Origin of the sequence: Exiguobacterium abrahamii (assembly GCF_015645365.1) — a bacterium.
GTDB lineage: Bacteria > Bacillota > Bacilli > Exiguobacteriales > Exiguobacteriaceae > Exiguobacterium_A > Exiguobacterium_A abrahamii.
The window spans coordinates 940986-957944 of sequence record NZ_JADOYC010000001.1 but is presented as its reverse complement, the minus strand read 5'-3'; the positions used below and the strand labels follow the sequence as shown (position 1 = coordinate 957944).

Below are 16959 nucleotides of genomic sequence, written 5' to 3'. Positions count from 1 at the left end.
GATCCACCTCCAATTAGTCGTTCGAGAGGAGTTCAGTTAGCTTTTTCGCAAATCCGGCTTCATTGACTGACACGACAACACGCGCATCCTTTCCTAATGCTTGACCGAGAATCGTCCGGTCGGCGACTTCTAGGTAAGGAACCTGATAACTCGTACATTTATCTGTGACTTTCTTACGCGTGGCAGCCCCCGCATCTGCTGCTAAAAGAACAAGCTTTGCTTGTCCTCCTCGTACTTCTTTCAGTACGAGTTCTTCTCCCGTCGTCACTTTTCTAGCTCGATTCGCGAGACCGAGAAGGGATTCCCATTTACTCATTTGTACCTCCCGCGATTTCAAGCAATTCATCGTATAAGGCATCTGTCGTCTTGACCTTCAAATGATGATCAAGCGTCCGTTTTTTCTTCGCCGTCGCAATGACTGCCGCATCTTTCGATAAATAGGCACCTCGCCCATTCATCTTACCATTTAAATCGATGACGACCTCTTGTTCAGGTGTCCGGACGACACGAATTAATTCTTTTTTCGGTTTCATTTCTTGTGTGATGACACACTTGCGTAATGGTACCTTTTTTTGCACGAATTATTCCTCGCCTTCGACTTGGACCGCTTCTACAGCCGGCTCTTCCGTCGCGAAGACATCTTCGAGATCCATCGCTTCCGCTTCAGACTCGCTCTTGATGTCGATTTTCCATCCTGTCAATTTCGCTGCGAGACGCGCGTTTTGACCACGTTTCCCGATGGCAAGCGACAATTGGAAATCCGGAACGACGACGATTGTCGCTTTCGCTGGTTCGTTGACATAGACCGCAACGACTTGAGCTGGGCTGAGTGCGTTCGCGACATATTCTTTCGGATCATCCGAGTAACGGACGATATCAATTTTTTCCCCGTTTAAATCATTGACGATGCGTTGAACACGCGCCCCTTTTTGTCCGACACATGCGCCGACTGGATCGATGTCGTCCGCCGCGACTGCGATTTTCGAACGGTCGCCCGCTTCACGCGCCACAGACTTGACTTCGACTTCGCCACTTGAAATCTCTGGTACTTCGATTTCGAAAAGACGTTTTAAGAGACCTGGATGTGTCCGTGATACAAGAATCGATGCCCCTGATCCTTTGACCATTGGATCAACTTTCGTGACGTACACCTTGATGCGATCACGAATCCCGAAACGCTCATTCGGCATTTGTTCGTGTGTCGTCAAGACAGCTTCGATCCCTTCTAGGTTGACGTACAAGTTGCGTGCATCTTGACGCTCGACGATACCTGTCATGATCTCGTCTTCACGATCCGCGAAGTGATTGTAGATGCGTTCGCGTTCTGCTTCACGCATTTTTTGTGTGACGATCTGTTTCGCCGTTTGTGCTGCAACACGACCGAAGTCGCCTGGCGTCACTTCGACTTTATGGAAATCGCCGAGTTCATATGTCGGATCGATCTCGTGCGCTTCTTCAAGCGAAAGTTGCTCTTCTGGTTGTGTCAATCGTTCGACGACTTCCTTAAGCGCGAAGACACGGATGTCTCCTGTCTGCTGATCGAATTCGACCTTTACAGCCTCCGATTCTTTTCCGAAGTTGCGTCGGTACGCTGAAATCAATGCCTGTTCGAGCGCATCAATGATGATGTTCTTGTCAATTTCCTTCTCTTTCGCGATTTGATTGATCGCCTCGAGTAACTGTGGTCCCATCGTTCTCTTCCTTTCCGTCAGAACATTACCGCAAGTCGCGCAAGTGAAATCTTGTCGACCGGTATCTCAATTTTCAATTTTCTTGTTTTGACACGCACTTCGATTTCAAGCATCTCAGGTGTGTACGCGAGCAACGTTCCTTCGAATTCAACCGCATTCTTTACTGGATCGTGCGTTTTGATGTACACATGTTTCCCGATCGCCTTTTCGAAGTCCTCGTCTTTCTTCAGTGGACGTTCCGCTCCTGGACTAGCGACGTCGAGGTAATACGGCTCGTCGATCGGATCATTGTCATTCAATGCTTCCGATAACTGTTCATTGATTTTGACGCAGTCTTCAAGATCCACGCCACCCTCTTTGTCGATGGAGACACGTAGGAACCAATCCGCCCCTTCTTTGACGAATTCAACGTCGACTAGCTCCATCCCCTCTCGTTCGACGATTGGTTTTGCGAGCGCTTCGACCTTTTCCGTTACGTTCGTCATCTTCATCCTCCTTCAAAAAACAAACAAGAAAGGAGCAGGTCCCCCTACTCCTTCCAAGTCGTAGTATAAAAAACATTTTCTCACTCAATATAGCATAGGAAAGCGCTCAAAGCAAGTGTTCCTAGGGCTTACAAGTCGAACAAGGAGAGCTGATTCTCGTCTGGTAACCCTTCGAGACAGCCTAGGTTATCGAGCGTCTCGATGATTGATTTCGACAATTTGGCGCGTTTTTGGAGGTCTTCCTTCGAAAGGAATTCCCCTCCTTTACGTGCTTCGACGATTTGCTTCGCAGCATTCGTTCCGAGACCTGTCACGGCATTAAATGGTGGTAACAACGTATCCCCGTCTATGAGGAATTCCGTTGCACTCGAGCGGTAGAGATCGACCTTTTGGAACGTAAAGCCGCGTTCGATCATCTCAAGTGCAATTTCAAGAACCGTGTACAATCCCTTATCCTTCGCCGTCGCTTCGAAACCTTTGTCCTTGATGTCTTGCAAGACTTTCCGAACGGCAGCAGAGCCCTTATTCATCGCACCGATATCAAAATCACCCGCACGTACCGTAAAGTACGAAGCGTAGTAATACATCGGATGATGGACTTTATAATAAGCAATCCGGACAGCCATCAAGACGTAGGCAGCAGCATGGGCTTTCGGGAACATGTACTTGATTTTCTTGCAGGAATCGATATACCAGAGCGGCACATCGTTCTCGATCATCGCCTCTTCCATATCAATCGAGAGTCCTTTCCCTTTACGAACCGACTCCATGATTTTAAAGGCAAGTGACGGTTCAAGACCGGCGTAGATCAAATAGACCATGATGTCATCTCGACAACCGATGACGTCTTTTAGTTCACACGTTCCGTTGTAAATCAATTCGCTGGCGTTTCCGAGCCAGACATCCGTTCCGTGCGAGAGTCCTGAAATCTGAACGAGCTCTGAGAACGTCGTCGGTTTCGTCTCTTCTAACATTTGGCGGACGAACTTTGTTCCAAACTCCGGAATACCAAGCGTTCCCGTTTTCGAATCAATCTGTTCCGGCGTTACGCCGATCGATTCCGTCGAACTGAAGATTTTCATGACTTCCGGGTCATCGACCGGAATCGTCTTCGGATCACGTCCTGATAAATCCTGTAGCATTCGGATCATCGTCGGGTCATCGTGACCGAGGATATCGAGTTTGAGTAAGTTATCGTGAATCGAGTGGAAGTCAAAGTGTGTCGTCTTCCATTCAGAACCCATATCGTCTGCCGGATACTGAATCGGACTAATATCGTAAATATCCATATAGTCCGGTACGACGATGATCCCACCCGGGTGTTGTCCAGTCGTCCGTTTGACACCGGTGACACCACTGACGAGACGATCGACTTCCGCATTCCGATACGTCAACTCATTCTCCGACTGATACCCTTTGACGTAGCCATACGCTGTCTTCTCAGCGATCGTACCGATCGTTCCAGCACGATAGACGTAATCGTCACCGAACAGGACTTTCGTATAGGCGTGTGCTTGTGGCTGGTATTCTCCACTGAAGTTCAAATCGATATCCGGTACTTTATCCCCTTTAAATCCGAGGAACGTCTCGAACGGAATATCATGACCATCCTTAAACAATGGGACATCACACTTCGAACAAGACTTATCCGGTAAATCGAATCCCGAACCGACGGAACCGTCATCGAAGAACTCCGATTCCTTACAATTCGGACAGACATAATGCGGTGGTAATGGATTAACTTCCGTGATCTCGGTCATCGTCGCAACGAGACTTGATCCGACCGATCCTCGTGAACCGACTAAATAGCCGTCGTCGAGCGACTTTTTAACGAGTTTGTGGGAAATCAGATAGATGACGGCGAATCCATGACCAATGATCGACTTCAACTCTTTTTCGAGTCGGGCTTCGACGATCTCCGGTAACGTGTCGCCGTAAATCCGGTGCGCCATGTCGTACGACAAGTTTCGAACTTCTTCATCCGCCCCTTCGATTTTCGGTGTATAGAGATCTTTTGGAATGATGTCGATATTCTCGAACTGTTCCGCGACGGCTTGACTGTTCGTGATGACGAGACGTTCCGACACATCCGGTCCGAGGAACTTGAAGTCGTCCATCATTTCCTTCGTCGTCCGGAAGTGCGCCGGTGGCAGTTGTTTTCGCATGTTCAGCATGTTCGCTCCGCCTTGCGTCCGAATCAAAATCTCCCGGTACGTCGCGTCATGTTGATCGAGGTAATGCACGTTCCCTGTCGCGACTGGTAAGATATCATGTTCTTCCGCGACGCGGATGATCTTTTTGATCAGTTCGCGAAGTTCGAGTTCATTCTGAACGATTTCCCGTTCGATCAAATGACCATACATCGCAGGTGGCTGAATCTCGATGAAATCATAGAACTGCATCACTTTTGCTAAATCTTCGTCTGACTTGTTCAAGGCAGCATCAAACACTTCGCCATTATCGCAAGCTGATCCGATGATCAATCCATCTCGGTGCGCGACGAGTTGCGAGCGTGGTGTGCGGACGACACGGTGCACGTGTTTCGTATGAGCAATCGAAATCAATTGATATAGGTTCTTCAGGCCCGTCCGGTTCTTCGCATAGACCGTCGCATGGTATGGTCGTGCCCGCGAGATATCTTTCCCCATCTCCCGGTTGAGTGAGGCGTGTGTCTTCATGTCGAACATCTCATCCGCCATTTGCAGCAACTTGACCATCAAGTAGCCTGTCGCTTCCGCGTCATAAATGGCGCGGTGATGCTGCGTCAATTCGATGTCAAATCGTTTCGCGAGTGTGTTCAATCGGTGGTTTTTTAGCGTCGGCATCAAAACACGGGCTAGCTCAAGCGTATCAATGACTGGCAAGACCGATTCATCGTGTCCACCGGATCGTAGTGTTGCATTCAAGAATCCGATATCGAATGAGGCATTATGGGCAACGAGAATCGAGTCGCCGACCCAGTCCATGAATTCCTTGACGACTTGTTCCGGGTCTGGTTTTCCCCGGACCATATCATCGGTGATTCCTGTCAAATCAATCGTCGTCGCCGACAATAGATGCTTCGGATCCGCTAACGCTTCGAACTTATCGATGATATCACCGTCGTGGATCTTGACGGCTGCAAGTTCGATGATCTTGTTGTACATCGCCGATAAACCAGTTGTCTCGACGTCAAAGACGACGAATGTCGCGTCATCTAAGTTACGATCCACCGGATGATAGGCGACTTGCACCCCGTCATCGACGACATTCGCTTCGATTCCATACAATACCTTGATATCGTTTTTCTTTCCGGCATAGTAGGCATCCGGGAAACTTTGGGCACCCGCGTGATCCGTGATCGCAACAGCAGGATGTCCCCATTTTGCCGCCCGCTCGACGTATTTCGTCACGTTCATGACCGCGTCCATCTGACTCATTTGCGAGTGCGCATGTAGCTCAACACGTTTCTCGCCTGCCCAAGGGTCAGCCGGTGCTTCCATCTTCACTTCTGACAGTTGGGCAATCATCATACAAAGATCGCGCAGGAACGTATCGAACTCAACGCGACCTGCCGCTTGAATCCACATCCCTTTTTTGATCGCAGAGAGAATCTTGACGTCTGTTTCGTCACGCGCAAACATCTTGACGACAAGGGAGTCCGTATAATCCGTCATCTTGAACGTAAAGATCGTCTTTCCGCTTCGTAATTCACGACTTTCAGCTGAGAAAACGAGACCTCGGATCGCAATCCGTCGTTCCTCATCTTGGATCGTCTTGATTGGGACAATCTCATCTTGAATCGGTTTCCCGATTCGGATCTCGACTGGTCCTTCATCGTCATCCCGCGATTGTTCCCGTTTGAATTGCAACTCGAGCATCCGCTTTGCTTCTTCCATGTCTTCCTGTTTCACCTGATTGCGCAACGCTTCTTGTTTCGATTCGTTGATTTGAACAATCGGTTCGCAGTTGAATTTCGGGAATCCGTAAGCACTGTAGAGTAACTGCAATTCCCCACATAAGCTGCTTTTTAAGAATCCTGCTTCCGGTTCACTCCGAACCGGAATGAATAATTTCTGTTCTTTGAACTCCGGTAAGACACGTCCCAGTTGTGTCCGCATCGCCGATGAGACGTCTGCGAGATCTTGCACGACATATGGCCAGTAATCATGATACAGGCGTTCGTCTGGTCGACTATCCGCGTATAGGATGACTTTGACTTCGGCGAATTGCTGGTACCGACTTATCAAACGACTCGTAAAGAGTTGATAGACGTTTTGGGGCAAAACGTGTGGCAATCGGATTTCAAATGTCCAGGTTGCTTTTGCTTTATTGACACGAAGCTTCTCAAGAACTGCTTCGTTAAAGTATTCTTCAATGATACCGTTCGGTAATTCCAAGTCACTCAGCAACAGTGACATGCGTTGTTGTGTATCCACTCGCAATTGTGCTGTCTGATCGCTTCACACCGTGACAGCAACTCCTCCTCCTCTTGCGGATTGCCCAAGGGGCGAATGGGTGTGAGATAAGAAAACAGTCACTTTATGAAAAGTGACCGTCTCCATTCTTTATTCTAAACCTTCATAGAGTGAACGAACAGCCTCAACGACTTGTTCTTGTCCAATTTCTTCTGCATCGCCACCACGACGGGCTTTTAATTCGACGATTCCTTCTGCCGCTTTTTTGCCGACGTTCAAGCGAACCGGTAGACCGATCAAATCCGCATCGGCGAATTTGACGCCTGCTCGTTCTTTCCGATCGTCAAGCAGGACGCTGAAACCTGCAGCTGTCAACTCTCGGTATAGTGTTTCTCCGAGTTCAAGCTGTTCTGCATTTTTACCATTGACGACGATCAAATGGACATCATATGGTGCGATCGCTTTTGGCCAAATGATCCCGCGCTCATCATAATGTTGTTCAACGACTGCCGACAATGTCCGCGAGACACCGATGCCGTAACATCCCATGATGAGTGGTTGTGCTTTACCGCCCTCATCGAGGAACGTCGCTCCCATTCCTTCAGAGTAACGTGTTCCGAGTTTGAAGACTTGACCGACTTCGATGCCACGTGCGAATTTAACGTTTCCGTTGCCGTCTGGTGACGCGTCACCTTCTTCGACGAAGCGCAAGTCCGTGTAGTCCGCTTCGAAATCACGGCTTGGGTCGACATGGATATAATGTGTTTCCGCTTTGTTTGCACCACAGACAGCGTTCGTCAAGGCACGTACCGCGTAATCGGCGACGATCTTCATGTCTGCCCCGATCGGTCCGAGTGTTCCAGGCGTCGAGTGAAGTGCTGCTTCAATCTCTTCGTCGCTCGCCAGCGTGATGTCGAGTGCTCCCAGATAGTTTTTCAATTTGATATCGTTGACTTCGTGATCGCCCCGGACGAGTGCCATGACAAGCCCTTGTTCCGTCTTGAAGATGACGGTCTTGATCGATTCATTTGCTGGTAAGTTCAGATGTGCACTGACCGCTTCGATCGTCTTCGCATCTGCCGTATGCACTTCTTCAAGTGCTTCTGGTGCTTTGTCTTGCTTCGGATAGGCATCGATCGACTCTGCCATCTCTAAGTTCGCTGCATAATCCGATTGGTCCGAGTAGACGATCGTGTCTTCACCGATTGCTGCTAACGCATGGAACTCATGTGTTCCACTACCACCAATCGCACCTGAGTCCGCGACGACTGGACGGAACTCAAGACCAACACGTGTGAAAATCCGCGAATACGTATCAAACATGTTTTGATACTCTTCGTCTAAGCTCTCTTGTGACGAATGGAACGAGTAGGCATCTTTCATGATGAACTCACGACCGCGTAATAAACCGAAACGTGGACGACGTTCGTCACGGTATTTCATTTGAATCTGGAAGAGATTGACCGGTAACTTTTTGTACGAGTTCAATTCATCACGAACGATTGAAGTGATCAGTTCCTCGTGCGTCGCTCCGAGCGCGAACCGGCGATCATGACGATCCGTCAAGCGCATTAATTCAGGTCCATAGATATCCCAGCGTCCTGTTTCTTCCCATAGTTCAGCTGGTTGAATCGCTGGCATCAGTAATTCTTGCGCACCCGCTGCCTCTAATTCCTCGCGAATGATTGTCTCGATGTTTGCGAGAACGCGTTTTGCGAGTGGGAGATACGAATAGATCCCAGCGGCATTTTGACGCATGAATCCTGCACGAAGCAAGAGTTGGTGACTGATGGCTTCTGCATCAGATGGTACTTCACGCAACGTTGGCATGAATAGTTTTGATTGTTTCATAATGAGTCACGAACTCCTTTGACTGAGTGATTAATTAAAAGAATTTTTGAATGTCGTTCCAAGTAACGACGAGCATGAGTAACATCAAAAGCGCAAAACCGACGAAATGAACCAATCCTTCTTTTTGAGGATCGACCGGTTTACCGCGTAAGGCTTCAAGGAAGAGGAATAGCAAGCGCCCTCCATCAAGTGCTGGAAGTGGCAATAAGTTGAAGACTGCTAAGTTAACGGACAACAATGCAGTCCATGTCAAGAGCATCGAGAACCCACTATCTGCGACCTGATCGGTCATCTTGACGATCCCGACTGGTCCTGATAATTGATCGACGCCAACAACACCGGTCACGAGATCTCCAACAGCTCCGACGATGAGCGTCGACATCCGCCACGTTTCTGAAACGCCCGTTTGTAGTGCTGTTCCGAATGATTTTTCTGTCTCATTCGTAACACCGATGATACCGACCTTTTGTTCGCCTTGCTGTTGCACTTTTGGCGTGATTTCAGTTGTCGTCTCTTTCCCATCACGCTCATATTTTACTTCTGTCGCTTTCCCAGCACGGTCTTGGAATCCAGCACGTAAATCCGTCCACTTGGCTGTATCCTGTCCATTGACTGAGACAATCCGGTCACCTTCAACAAGTCCTGCTTGATCGGCAGGTGAACCTTTTTGTACTGTTCCGATGACGCTTTCCCCTGTCGGAGAACCATTATATAAGGCAAGACCGAATAAAATGACGAACGCGAGAACAAAGTTCATGAACGGTCCTGCAGCAATCGCAAGGACGCGTTTCCAAACGGATTTCGAACCAAATGTGCGATCATACGGCGCAATTTGTGTCCGTGTCTGACCTTCAACAAGAAATGCTGTCGGTGAAACAGGATAGCGAACCGATGCCTCGTCTTGTAATCCGACGAGTTCAAGTTGACGCAACAAGTCAATCCGCTCGACAGTGACGACTTGATCAACTTGTGGCTGATCTGCATCGAAATAAATCGTCTCGATGACACCGTCCTTTAACTGCAATCCGACGGTTTGACCTGATTTGATCTCTACGAGTTCAGGTTCTTCACCCGCCATCTTGACGTAACCGCCAATCGGCAACAGGCGCACCGTATACAACGTCTCATTCTTAAACACTGAAAAGATCTTCGGTCCAAATCCAATCGCGAATTCTCGACAGAGAATACCTGCCCGCTTCGCCATTACGAGATGACCCCATTCATGGACGGCGACGAGTACACCGAACATCAGCACGATTGAAATAAAGGTCGTCATTACTTATCCCATCCTTAGTTAGCGAATGTAAGAGACGATACGAACTCACGCGCCCATCGATCAGCTTCAAGGATTTGATCCAAGGAAGGCTCGTCGATAAGGGTATGAGCTTGAAGCGCCGCCTCGACGCTCGCTTCGATTTCTAAAAAGCGAATGTCCCCTTTTAAGAAACGGTCCACCGCTTGTTCGTTCGCAGCATTGAGTACTGATGGCATCGATCCACCCGCTTGACCCGCTTCAAAAGCAAGTCGTAACAAGGGATAACGCTCAAATGATGCATCAGCAAAGTGTAAGCGTCCGATTTCCTTTAAGTTTAACCGTTCTCCACCTTGGATTTCAAGGCGGGACGGATATGTAAGAGCGTACTGTATTGGTTCTCGCATGTCGGGCATACCAAGCTGAGCCATGACAGCTCCATCATTGAATTCGACCATCGAGTGAATGATGGATTCACGATGAATGACGACATCGATATCCGCATAGTCGACATCAAATAACCAGTGCGCTTCAATGACTTCGAACCCTTTGTTCATCATCGTCGCCGAATCAATCGTGATTTTTGCTCCCATCGACCAGTTCGGATGCGCCAGTGCTTGTTCGACCGTCACGGTTGCCAGTTCTTCCCGTGATTGATCACGGAAGCTTCCGCCTGACGCCGTTAAGATGATTTGACGCACATCTTCTCGCCGCTCCCCGTTCAAGCATTGGAAAATCGCCGCATGTTCACTATCAACGGGTAAAATCGTCACGTTTTTTTCGCGCGCGAGCTTCATGACAAGGTGCCCTGCCGTGACGAGTGTTTCTTTGTTCGCAAGACCAATCGTCTTACCCGCCTCGATTGCGGCAAGCGTTGGACGTAAGCCAACAGCCCCTACGACCGCTGTAATGACCGTATCGACTTCAGGATGCGTCACGACATCAAGCAATCCTTCTTCACCGATGACGATCGTCGGCTGATAGGTCAACTGTTGCTCGAGTTCTTGACGTATTGTCTCATCTTGGACTCCGACAAGCATCGGTTGCAAACGATTCAACCACGGTACGGCGACCGTCGTGTTGCGACCAAATGCAAAACTCGTCAATTCAAAAAGATCTGGATTAGCCGCAATGACATCAAGCGTCTGCGTACCAATCGATCCCGTTCCACCGATGATACTGATTTTCTTCATAATGAAGCGCCTCCTCAAGCAAAGATATCGAGTACGACGAGGACCGTAAAGACGATCATCATGCTGTCGAACCGATCTAGAATACCACCATGACCCGGTAGCAACGTTCCAGAATCCTTCACACCATAATGGCGTTTGTAAGCGGACTGGACCAAGTCACCAAGTTGCCCAACGACGGCAACGATGATGGCAAGGACAATGACTTTCCCAAAACCGACTGTCGGTTCGATACTTTCAAACACGACACCAAGTAAGATGGCAAGTAACACGCCACCGACTGCCCCTTCAATCGTCTTGTTCGGGCTGATTGACGGCCACAGCTTATTCTTACCAAATCGCTTCCCGACGAAGTACGCCCCTGAATCCGTAAACCAGATCAAGAGAATGATCAAGAGCGACCACGTTAATCCATGTTCGAGTAAGCGGATGTAGGCGAACGATGCAAAACCGACACCGACATAAACCGCAGTCAGCAGTAAAAAGGCGACATCATCGAACGTAAAGACATTTTTCGAAAACACGTTCCAAAAGAGACCGATCAATAAAATGATCATTGCCCAAGCGATTGGTGAAAGTCCGATTGGAAGTGTCCGATCGACTGCCTCTTCATATATACCGACGAATGGTAATAATGTGCCAATCCCGAATAAAATCCGTGGAATGCGCGAGCCGCTCCATTGTCGCATCCGGACAAGCTCGGTATAACCGAGAATCGTTAGTACTGCCATAAACGCTAAAAAGGGAAGTCCACCGATGTACAAAAGCGCCAAAAAGATGGCGCCTGCCCATATCCCTGTGATAATCCGAGTTTTCATAAGCTAGTTCCTCATTTGATCAGACGCCGCCAAATCGGCGTGTCCGTTGATTGTAATCTTCAATTGCTGCCAAGAAAGCATCCCGACGAAACTCTGGCCACAAGACATCTGTAAAATAAAACTCTGCGTACGCCGCTTGCCAAAGTAAAAAGTTCGATAACCGTTGTTCGCCACTCGTTCGAATCACGAAATCGACATCGGTTACGGATCCTGTCATTAGCTCGCGCTCGACCGTCTCCGGTGTAATCGCATCCGGTGACAATGTTCCTGCCTGAACCTGTGCGCCCAGTTTTTGCATGACTTGCACGAGCTCATCGCGTCCTCCATAATTCAGAGCGAAAATCAGACGAAGTCCTGTATTGTGTTGCGTATCCAGTTTCGCTTGTTCCACTGCCTCACGTGTGAAATGAGGGAGGCGTGACACTTCTCCTGCTACCTCGACTTTGACATTTTGCGCGTCTAACTCTTTTAAATCCGACTCTAGAAATTGTGCCGGTAGCTTCATGAGAAAACTCACTTCCTCTTCCGGACGCGTCCAATTCTCCGTCGAGAAGGCGTATAATGTCAGACTCTTAACGCCGAGTTCATTTGCAACCCGAACGACCTCACGAATCGATTTCATGCCTTCGCGATGTCCCATGATACGCGGAAGTCCGCGTTTTTGTGCCCATCTACCGTTTCCATCCATGATGATAGCGACGTGCTCAGGCACCCGGTCATAGGTTTCGGTTTCTTTCGTCTGATTCAACCATTGAAACATCCGTACTTCCTCCTCTCTCAATTATGAAGAAAGGGACTCTTCGTGTGACAAAGAGTCCCCCCCATGACGATCCGTCGCGTCATACTTCCATGATTTCTTGTTCTTTTTCCGTTGCTGTCTGATCAAGTTGTTTAACGAACTTGTCTGTCAACGTCTGAACATCTTCTGTGTATCCACGCAAATCATCTTCTGTCAATGCACCATCTTTTTCTTGTTTCTTTAACTGCTCGTTCGTATCACGACGAATGTTACGGAGGGCAACCTTACCTTCTTCCGTATACTTCTTGACGAGTTTGACGAGTTCCTTCCGGCGCTCTTCCGTTAGTGGTGGAATCGCAAGACGGATGACCGTACCATCAGATGATGGCGCAAGACCAAGATCAGCGCGTTGAATCGCTTTTTCAATCTCGCTGACCATTGATTTATCCCATGGAGTGATCAAGATCAGACGTGCTTCTGGTGTGTTGACGTTCGCTACTTGATTGAGCGGTGTCGGTGCACCGTAATATTCGACTTGAACGGGATCTAAAATCGCAACGTTCGCACGACCGGCGCGGAGTGTCGCAAGTTCTTTCTTAAGTGAAAGATGTGCTTTTTCCATCCGTTCTTCGGCTTGTTTTAAGATTTCTTTTGACATATTATTTCCCCCTTACGATTGTCCCGATTTCGTCACCGATGACGACACGTTTGATGTTACCTTCTTCCATCAACGAGAAGACGATGAGCGGGATGTCATTGTCCATACAAAGTGAAGTTGCTGTAGAATCCATGACTTGAAGTCCATCCTTTAAGACATCCAAGTAAGAGAGCGTCTCGAATTTCTTCGCTTCTGGATCAACATTCGGGTCAGCTGAGTACACACCATCGACGTTGTTTTTCGCCATCAAGATGACCTCTGCTTCAATTTCAGCTGCACGAAGAGCAGCTGTCGTATCTGTTGAGAAGTACGGGTTCCCTGTACCTGCTGCAAAGATGACGACGCGTCCTTTTTCGAGGTGACGCATCGCACGGCGGCGAATGTACGGTTCTGCTACTTGGCGCATCTCGATTGATGTTTGAACACGTGTTTCAACACCTACATCTTCTAAGCTGTCTTGAAGCGCAAGCGAGTTCATGACTGTCGCTAACATCCCCATATAATCGGCGTTGGCCCGGTCCATCCCAAGTTCTGCACCTGTTTTGCCACGCCAAATGTTTCCAGCTCCGACGACGACCGCTACTTCAACGTTCAATTCAACTAATTCGCGAATCTGTTCCGAGATAGATTTGACGATGACAGGATTGATCCCAAACCCTTGATCTCCTGCGAGCGCTTCTCCGCTCAATTTTAACACAATCCGGTTATATTTCGGTTGCATGACTATGTCCCCCTTGCTAAATTCCGTAAAAAAGGAACACGAACCACTTCCACACGAAAGTGGATTGAAGCATACGTGTTCCTTCTCTTGTCATCAGGATGATCCCGATTCTTATTTTTTAAGTTGGTTCATAACTTCTTCAGCGAAGTTCTCTTCGCGTTTTTCCATACCTTCTCCAACTTCGAAGCGTACGAATGACACGACTTTACCGCCTTTAGATTCTACATATTTACCAACTTTGAAGTCTGGATCCTTGACGAACGTTTGATCGACGAGGCAGATTTCCTCGAAGAACTTGTTCATACGACCAACGATCATTTTTTCAACGATGTTAGCTGGTTTTCCTTCGTTCAATGCTTGCTCAGTGAGGACTTTTTCTTCACGTGCTTTTTCTTCTTCTGTGACAGAAGTACGGTCAACGTAAAGTGGACGTGCTGCTGCGATGTGCATTGCAACGTCTTTTGCAACTGTTTCGTCTGTCGTACCTTCGATGACGACGACTGAACCGATGCGTCCACCCATGTGGAGGTAAGAACCGAATGCTGCGTCATCTGCTTTTGTGAAGAGCGCTACGCGACGGAGTGAGATTTTCTCTCCGATTGTTGAAGCTTCTTCTGAGATGTATGTGTCGATTGTTTTACCTGCTTCGTATTCAGAAGCAAGAGCAGCTTCTGCTGTCTCAGAACCGTTACGGAGAACAGCGTCTGCGATGTTTTGAACGAGTGTTTGGAAACGTTCGTTTTTCGCAACGAAGTCTGTTTCTGAGTTGATTTCGACGAGTGCCGCTTTGTTGCCGTCAACTGCAACTGCAGTCAATCCTTCAGCTGCAATACGATCGCCTTTTGCTGCTGCTTTAGCGATCCCTTTTTCACGCAAGAAATCTACTGCTGCGTTCATGTCACCGTCAGTTTCAACGAGTGCTTTTTTGCAGTCGAGCATACCTGCACCTGTTTTTTCACGAAGTTCTTTAACCATTGCTGCTGTAATAGCCATTCGATATTCCTCCTTATAACATCCTTAGTTTCAAAAAAAAGGTGATAAAAGGTCGATTCCCTTTATCACCTGGCATCACGAATTACTCAGCGTCTGCTACTACTTCTTCAGTAGTTTCAGGTGCTACGTTATCTTCGCCTTGTTTAACTTCGAGGATTGCGTCAGCCATTTTACCAGTGAGCAATTTGACTGCACGGATCGCATCGTCGTTCGCTGGGATGACGTAGTCGATTTCGTCTGGATCACAGTTCGTATCAACAATCGCAACGATTGGGATGTTGAGTTTGTGTGCTTCTGCAATCGCGATACGCTCTTTGCGTGGGTCAACGATGAAGAGTGCATCCGGAACGCCTGGCATATCTTTGATACCGCCGAGGAATTTCTCAAGACGAGTCATTTCTTTTTTAAGAATGATGACTTCTTTTTTAGGAAGAACTTCGAATGTACCGTTCTCTTCCATTTTTTCGAGTTGTTTCAAACGGTTGATACGTTTTTTGATTGTAGAGAAGTTCGTGAGAGTTCCACCCAACCAACGTTCGTTGATGAAGTATTGACCTGCACGGATCGCTTCTTCTTTCACAGTGTCTTGAGCTTGTTTTTTCGTACCAACGAAAAGAACGTTTCCGCCTTCAGACGCTACTTCACGGATGAAGTTGTAAGCTTCGTCTACTTTTTTGACCGTTTTTTGAAGGTCGATGATGTAGATTCCGTTCCGTTCTGTGAAGATGTATTTCGCCATTTTTGGGTTCCAACGGCGTGTTTGGTGACCGAAGTGTACACCAGCTTCTAACAATTGTTTCATCGAGATTACTGCCATGATGAATTCCTCCTTTTGGGTTTTGGATGTCCTCCGCGATGATCGTCTGTCCAGCTAACCTATTAAAGGCACCGCAGCTGGCGATACATGCGTGCGTAATTAACACCGTAGACTAATATAGCATAAAGATTACCGAGGGGCAACCTTCGTTTGATGAGAAAGTTTAGCAATCAAAGCAACCTCGCCCGTCCCCCGATTCAAAGACCGTGCAAGCGTCTCAAGATCCGTTCCTTCTCGTAGTGCCTGCTTGACATCCGTTAATGGTGGTTCTTTTGAAATGGATTGCTCGATTTCGAGGGTTTTCGAGTTCTCGTATGTAGCTGCCTCCACCATATGTGGAGACGCGTCCGGTACTTGATCAACCTGTTCGTTCGTTTCGTTTACGGATGTTTCCGTCATGGCGTTGACGTTCTCCATGAAATGTAATAAAACTTGTTCCGTCTCATTCTTTTCACGTTCCAACCGTGTAATTCGGTCTTTAAGCGCTGCCTGCTGGCGAAATAACACCAGCAGCGCATAACACACTAAAGCAGCTAATAAAATATAAACGACAGTCATAATTCTTCCTTTCACATGGCGACACGATCTGCTAAGTAGGCACTTCCGAGCGCATTCTTCAATTTACGAAGCGCTTTTGAATGGATTTGTGAAATACGGGAAGTCGAGAGCCCGAGGACTTCACCAATTTCAGTAAGCGTCAATTCTTCATAATAGAACAGCGAGACGACAAGTTGTTCTTTTTCGGATAACCCTTCGACTTCCTCTGCCAGTTTAGCAATCAACTCACGCATTAATAACATATCTTCCGGTGTAGCAGTATCTGGATCTAAATAGGAGACGGTCATCGCCTTCCCCTCATCCTGTAGCGTGACTGCTTCATCGATCGATAATACATTCGCAAAATAGCTTTCTGCTAAAGCACCCTTGACCTCGTCCGGTGTCATGTCGACGATGGAAGAGACTTCGTCTAATGTCGGCGTCCGTTGCAAAGATTGTTCAAGGATCTCGACGGCTGCCTCGACCCGTTTTGCTTTTTCCCGTAAGGAACGTGGTAACCAATCGATTTTACGAAGCCCGTCTAAAATAGCTCCTCGAATCCGAAAGGCGGCATACGTGTCGAATTTATTATTATGATTTTGATCGAATTTTTGAAGCGCATCGTACAATCCCATCATACCTAAACTTTTCAACTCGTCTCGATCGACACTTTTAGGCAACGTCGCACTTAAACGCTGAACGTGGTATTGAACAAGTGGTTCATAATTGTGAAGTAACAGGTCTGCCACCGCAATATCGCGTGTGGTCAGCCATCGATCCCAAAGTTGTTGTAATTCCTCACGCATGACC

The 16959-nt window shown here is 48.0% G+C and carries 16 protein-coding genes; all 16 read right to left on the bottom strand.

All coding sequences use genetic code 11. The features are described from left to right. Positions 1-13: 13 nt before the first annotated feature. Complete coding sequence (locus tag ITJ88_RS04745; RefSeq protein WP_023468681.1) at positions 14-316, bottom strand: YlxQ family RNA-binding protein; 303 nt, start codon at positions 314-316, stop codon at positions 14-16. Then, positions 309-578, bottom strand: coding sequence for an RNase P modulator RnpM (gene rnpM / locus ITJ88_RS04740; protein ID WP_023468682.1), 270 nt, complete (start codon positions 576-578; stop codon positions 309-311). The genes ITJ88_RS04745 and rnpM overlap by 8 nt, the downstream gene beginning before the upstream one ends. A gap of 3 nt (positions 579-581) precedes the next feature. After that, positions 582-1691 carry a transcription termination factor NusA gene (nusA, locus tag ITJ88_RS04735; RefSeq protein WP_023468683.1) on the bottom strand — a complete coding sequence of 370 codons (1110 nt, stop codon included), beginning with the start codon at positions 1689-1691 and terminating at the stop codon, positions 582-584. 17 nt (positions 1692-1708) lie between these two features. Beyond that, the gene (rimP, locus tag ITJ88_RS04730; protein WP_023468684.1) at positions 1709-2176 is read right to left on the bottom strand and encodes a ribosome maturation factor RimP; all 468 of its coding nucleotides are present in this window, start codon (positions 2174-2176) and stop codon (positions 1709-1711) included. A gap of 128 nt (positions 2177-2304) precedes the next feature. Next, entirely contained in the window at positions 2305-6576 is a 4272-nt protein-coding gene (locus ITJ88_RS04725) for a PolC-type DNA polymerase III (protein ID WP_195865511.1), read from the bottom strand. A gap of 147 nt (positions 6577-6723) precedes the next feature. After that, the gene (locus ITJ88_RS04720) at positions 6724-8424 is read right to left on the bottom strand and encodes a proline--tRNA ligase (RefSeq protein WP_195864792.1); all 1701 of its coding nucleotides are present in this window, start codon (positions 8422-8424) and stop codon (positions 6724-6726) included. A gap of 34 nt (positions 8425-8458) precedes the next feature. Continuing rightward, positions 8459-9700: an RIP metalloprotease RseP gene (rseP, locus tag ITJ88_RS04715; protein ID WP_195864791.1), complete on the bottom strand. Its 1242-nt coding sequence runs from the start codon at positions 9698-9700 to the stop codon at positions 8459-8461. A 14-nt stretch (positions 9701-9714) separates the two neighbouring features. Then, positions 9715-10869, bottom strand: a complete 1155-nt coding sequence (locus tag ITJ88_RS04710; protein WP_195864790.1) for a 1-deoxy-D-xylulose-5-phosphate reductoisomerase — start codon at positions 10867-10869, stop codon at positions 9715-9717. 14 nt (positions 10870-10883) lie between these two features. Then, on the bottom strand, positions 10884-11684 hold the full coding sequence (locus ITJ88_RS04705) for a phosphatidate cytidylyltransferase (RefSeq protein WP_023468689.1): 801 nt from the start codon (positions 11682-11684) through the stop codon (positions 10884-10886). A gap of 19 nt (positions 11685-11703) precedes the next feature. Beyond that, positions 11704-12444 carry an undecaprenyl pyrophosphate synthase gene (uppS, locus tag ITJ88_RS04700; protein ID WP_195864789.1) on the bottom strand — a complete coding sequence of 247 codons (741 nt, stop codon included), beginning with the start codon at positions 12442-12444 and terminating at the stop codon, positions 11704-11706. A gap of 79 nt (positions 12445-12523) precedes the next feature. Next, on the bottom strand, positions 12524-13081 hold the full coding sequence (gene frr / locus ITJ88_RS04695; RefSeq protein ID WP_058704863.1) for a ribosome recycling factor: 558 nt from the start codon (positions 13079-13081) through the stop codon (positions 12524-12526). A 1-nt stretch (position 13082) separates the two neighbouring features. Next, positions 13083-13802 carry a UMP kinase gene (pyrH, locus tag ITJ88_RS04690; protein WP_029342047.1) on the bottom strand — a complete coding sequence of 240 codons (720 nt, stop codon included), beginning with the start codon at positions 13800-13802 and terminating at the stop codon, positions 13083-13085. 111 nt (positions 13803-13913) lie between these two features. After that, positions 13914-14795, bottom strand: coding sequence for a translation elongation factor Ts (gene tsf, locus ITJ88_RS04685; protein ID WP_029342048.1), 882 nt, complete (start codon positions 14793-14795; stop codon positions 13914-13916). An 82-nt stretch (positions 14796-14877) separates the two neighbouring features. After that, on the bottom strand, positions 14878-15612 hold the full coding sequence (rpsB, locus tag ITJ88_RS04680; RefSeq protein ID WP_012370721.1) for a 30S ribosomal protein S2: 735 nt from the start codon (positions 15610-15612) through the stop codon (positions 14878-14880). 129 nt (positions 15613-15741) lie between these two features. Continuing rightward, positions 15742-16170, bottom strand: coding sequence for a hypothetical protein (locus tag ITJ88_RS04675; protein WP_195864788.1), 429 nt, complete (start codon positions 16168-16170; stop codon positions 15742-15744). An 11-nt stretch (positions 16171-16181) separates the two neighbouring features. Further along, a complete protein-coding gene (locus ITJ88_RS04670) occupies positions 16182-16955 on the bottom strand; it encodes a FliA/WhiG family RNA polymerase sigma factor (protein WP_047393832.1) in 774 nt (257 codons plus the stop codon). Between the last annotated feature and the right edge of the window lie 4 nt (positions 16956-16959).

Excerpts from the sequence above, each read along its gene's own strand:
- ITJ88_RS04745 (WP_023468681.1), bottom strand. The coding sequence starts at position 316 with ATGAGTAAATGGGAATCCCTTCTCGGTCTCGCGAATCGAGCTAGAAAA.
- nusA (WP_023468683.1), bottom strand. The coding sequence starts at position 1,691 with ATGGGACCACAGTTACTCGAGGCGATCAATCAAATCGCGAAAGAGAAG.
- rimP (WP_023468684.1), bottom strand. The coding sequence starts at position 2,176 with ATGACGAACGTAACGGAAAAGGTCGAAGCGCTCGCAAAACCAATCGTC.
- ITJ88_RS04725 (WP_195865511.1), bottom strand. The coding sequence starts at position 6,576 with ATGTCACTGTTGCTGAGTGACTTGGAATTACCGAACGGTATCATTGAA.
- ITJ88_RS04720 (WP_195864792.1), bottom strand. The coding sequence starts at position 8,424 with ATGAAACAATCAAAACTATTCATGCCAACGTTGCGTGAAGTACCATCT.
- rseP (WP_195864791.1), bottom strand. The coding sequence starts at position 9,700 with ATGACGACCTTTATTTCAATCGTGCTGATGTTCGGTGTACTCGTCGCC.
- ITJ88_RS04710 (WP_195864790.1), bottom strand. The coding sequence starts at position 10,869 with ATGAAGAAAATCAGTATCATCGGTGGAACGGGATCGATTGGTACGCAG.
- ITJ88_RS04705 (WP_023468689.1), bottom strand. The coding sequence starts at position 11,684 with ATGAAAACTCGGATTATCACAGGGATATGGGCAGGCGCCATCTTTTTG.
- uppS (WP_195864789.1), bottom strand. The coding sequence starts at position 12,444 with ATGTTTCAATGGTTGAATCAGACGAAAGAAACCGAAACCTATGACCGG.
- frr (WP_058704863.1), bottom strand. The coding sequence starts at position 13,081 with ATGTCAAAAGAAATCTTAAAACAAGCCGAAGAACGGATGGAAAAAGCA.
- pyrH (WP_029342047.1), bottom strand. The coding sequence starts at position 13,802 with ATGCAACCGAAATATAACCGGATTGTGTTAAAATTGAGCGGAGAAGCG.
- tsf (WP_029342048.1), bottom strand. The coding sequence starts at position 14,795 with ATGGCTATTACAGCAGCAATGGTTAAAGAACTTCGTGAAAAAACAGGT.
- rpsB (WP_012370721.1), bottom strand. The coding sequence starts at position 15,612 with ATGGCAGTAATCTCGATGAAACAATTGTTAGAAGCTGGTGTACACTTC.
- ITJ88_RS04675 (WP_195864788.1), bottom strand. The coding sequence starts at position 16,170 with ATGACTGTCGTTTATATTTTATTAGCTGCTTTAGTGTGTTATGCGCTG.
- ITJ88_RS04670 (WP_047393832.1), bottom strand. The coding sequence starts at position 16,955 with ATGCGTGAGGAATTACAACAACTTTGGGATCGATGGCTGACCACACGC.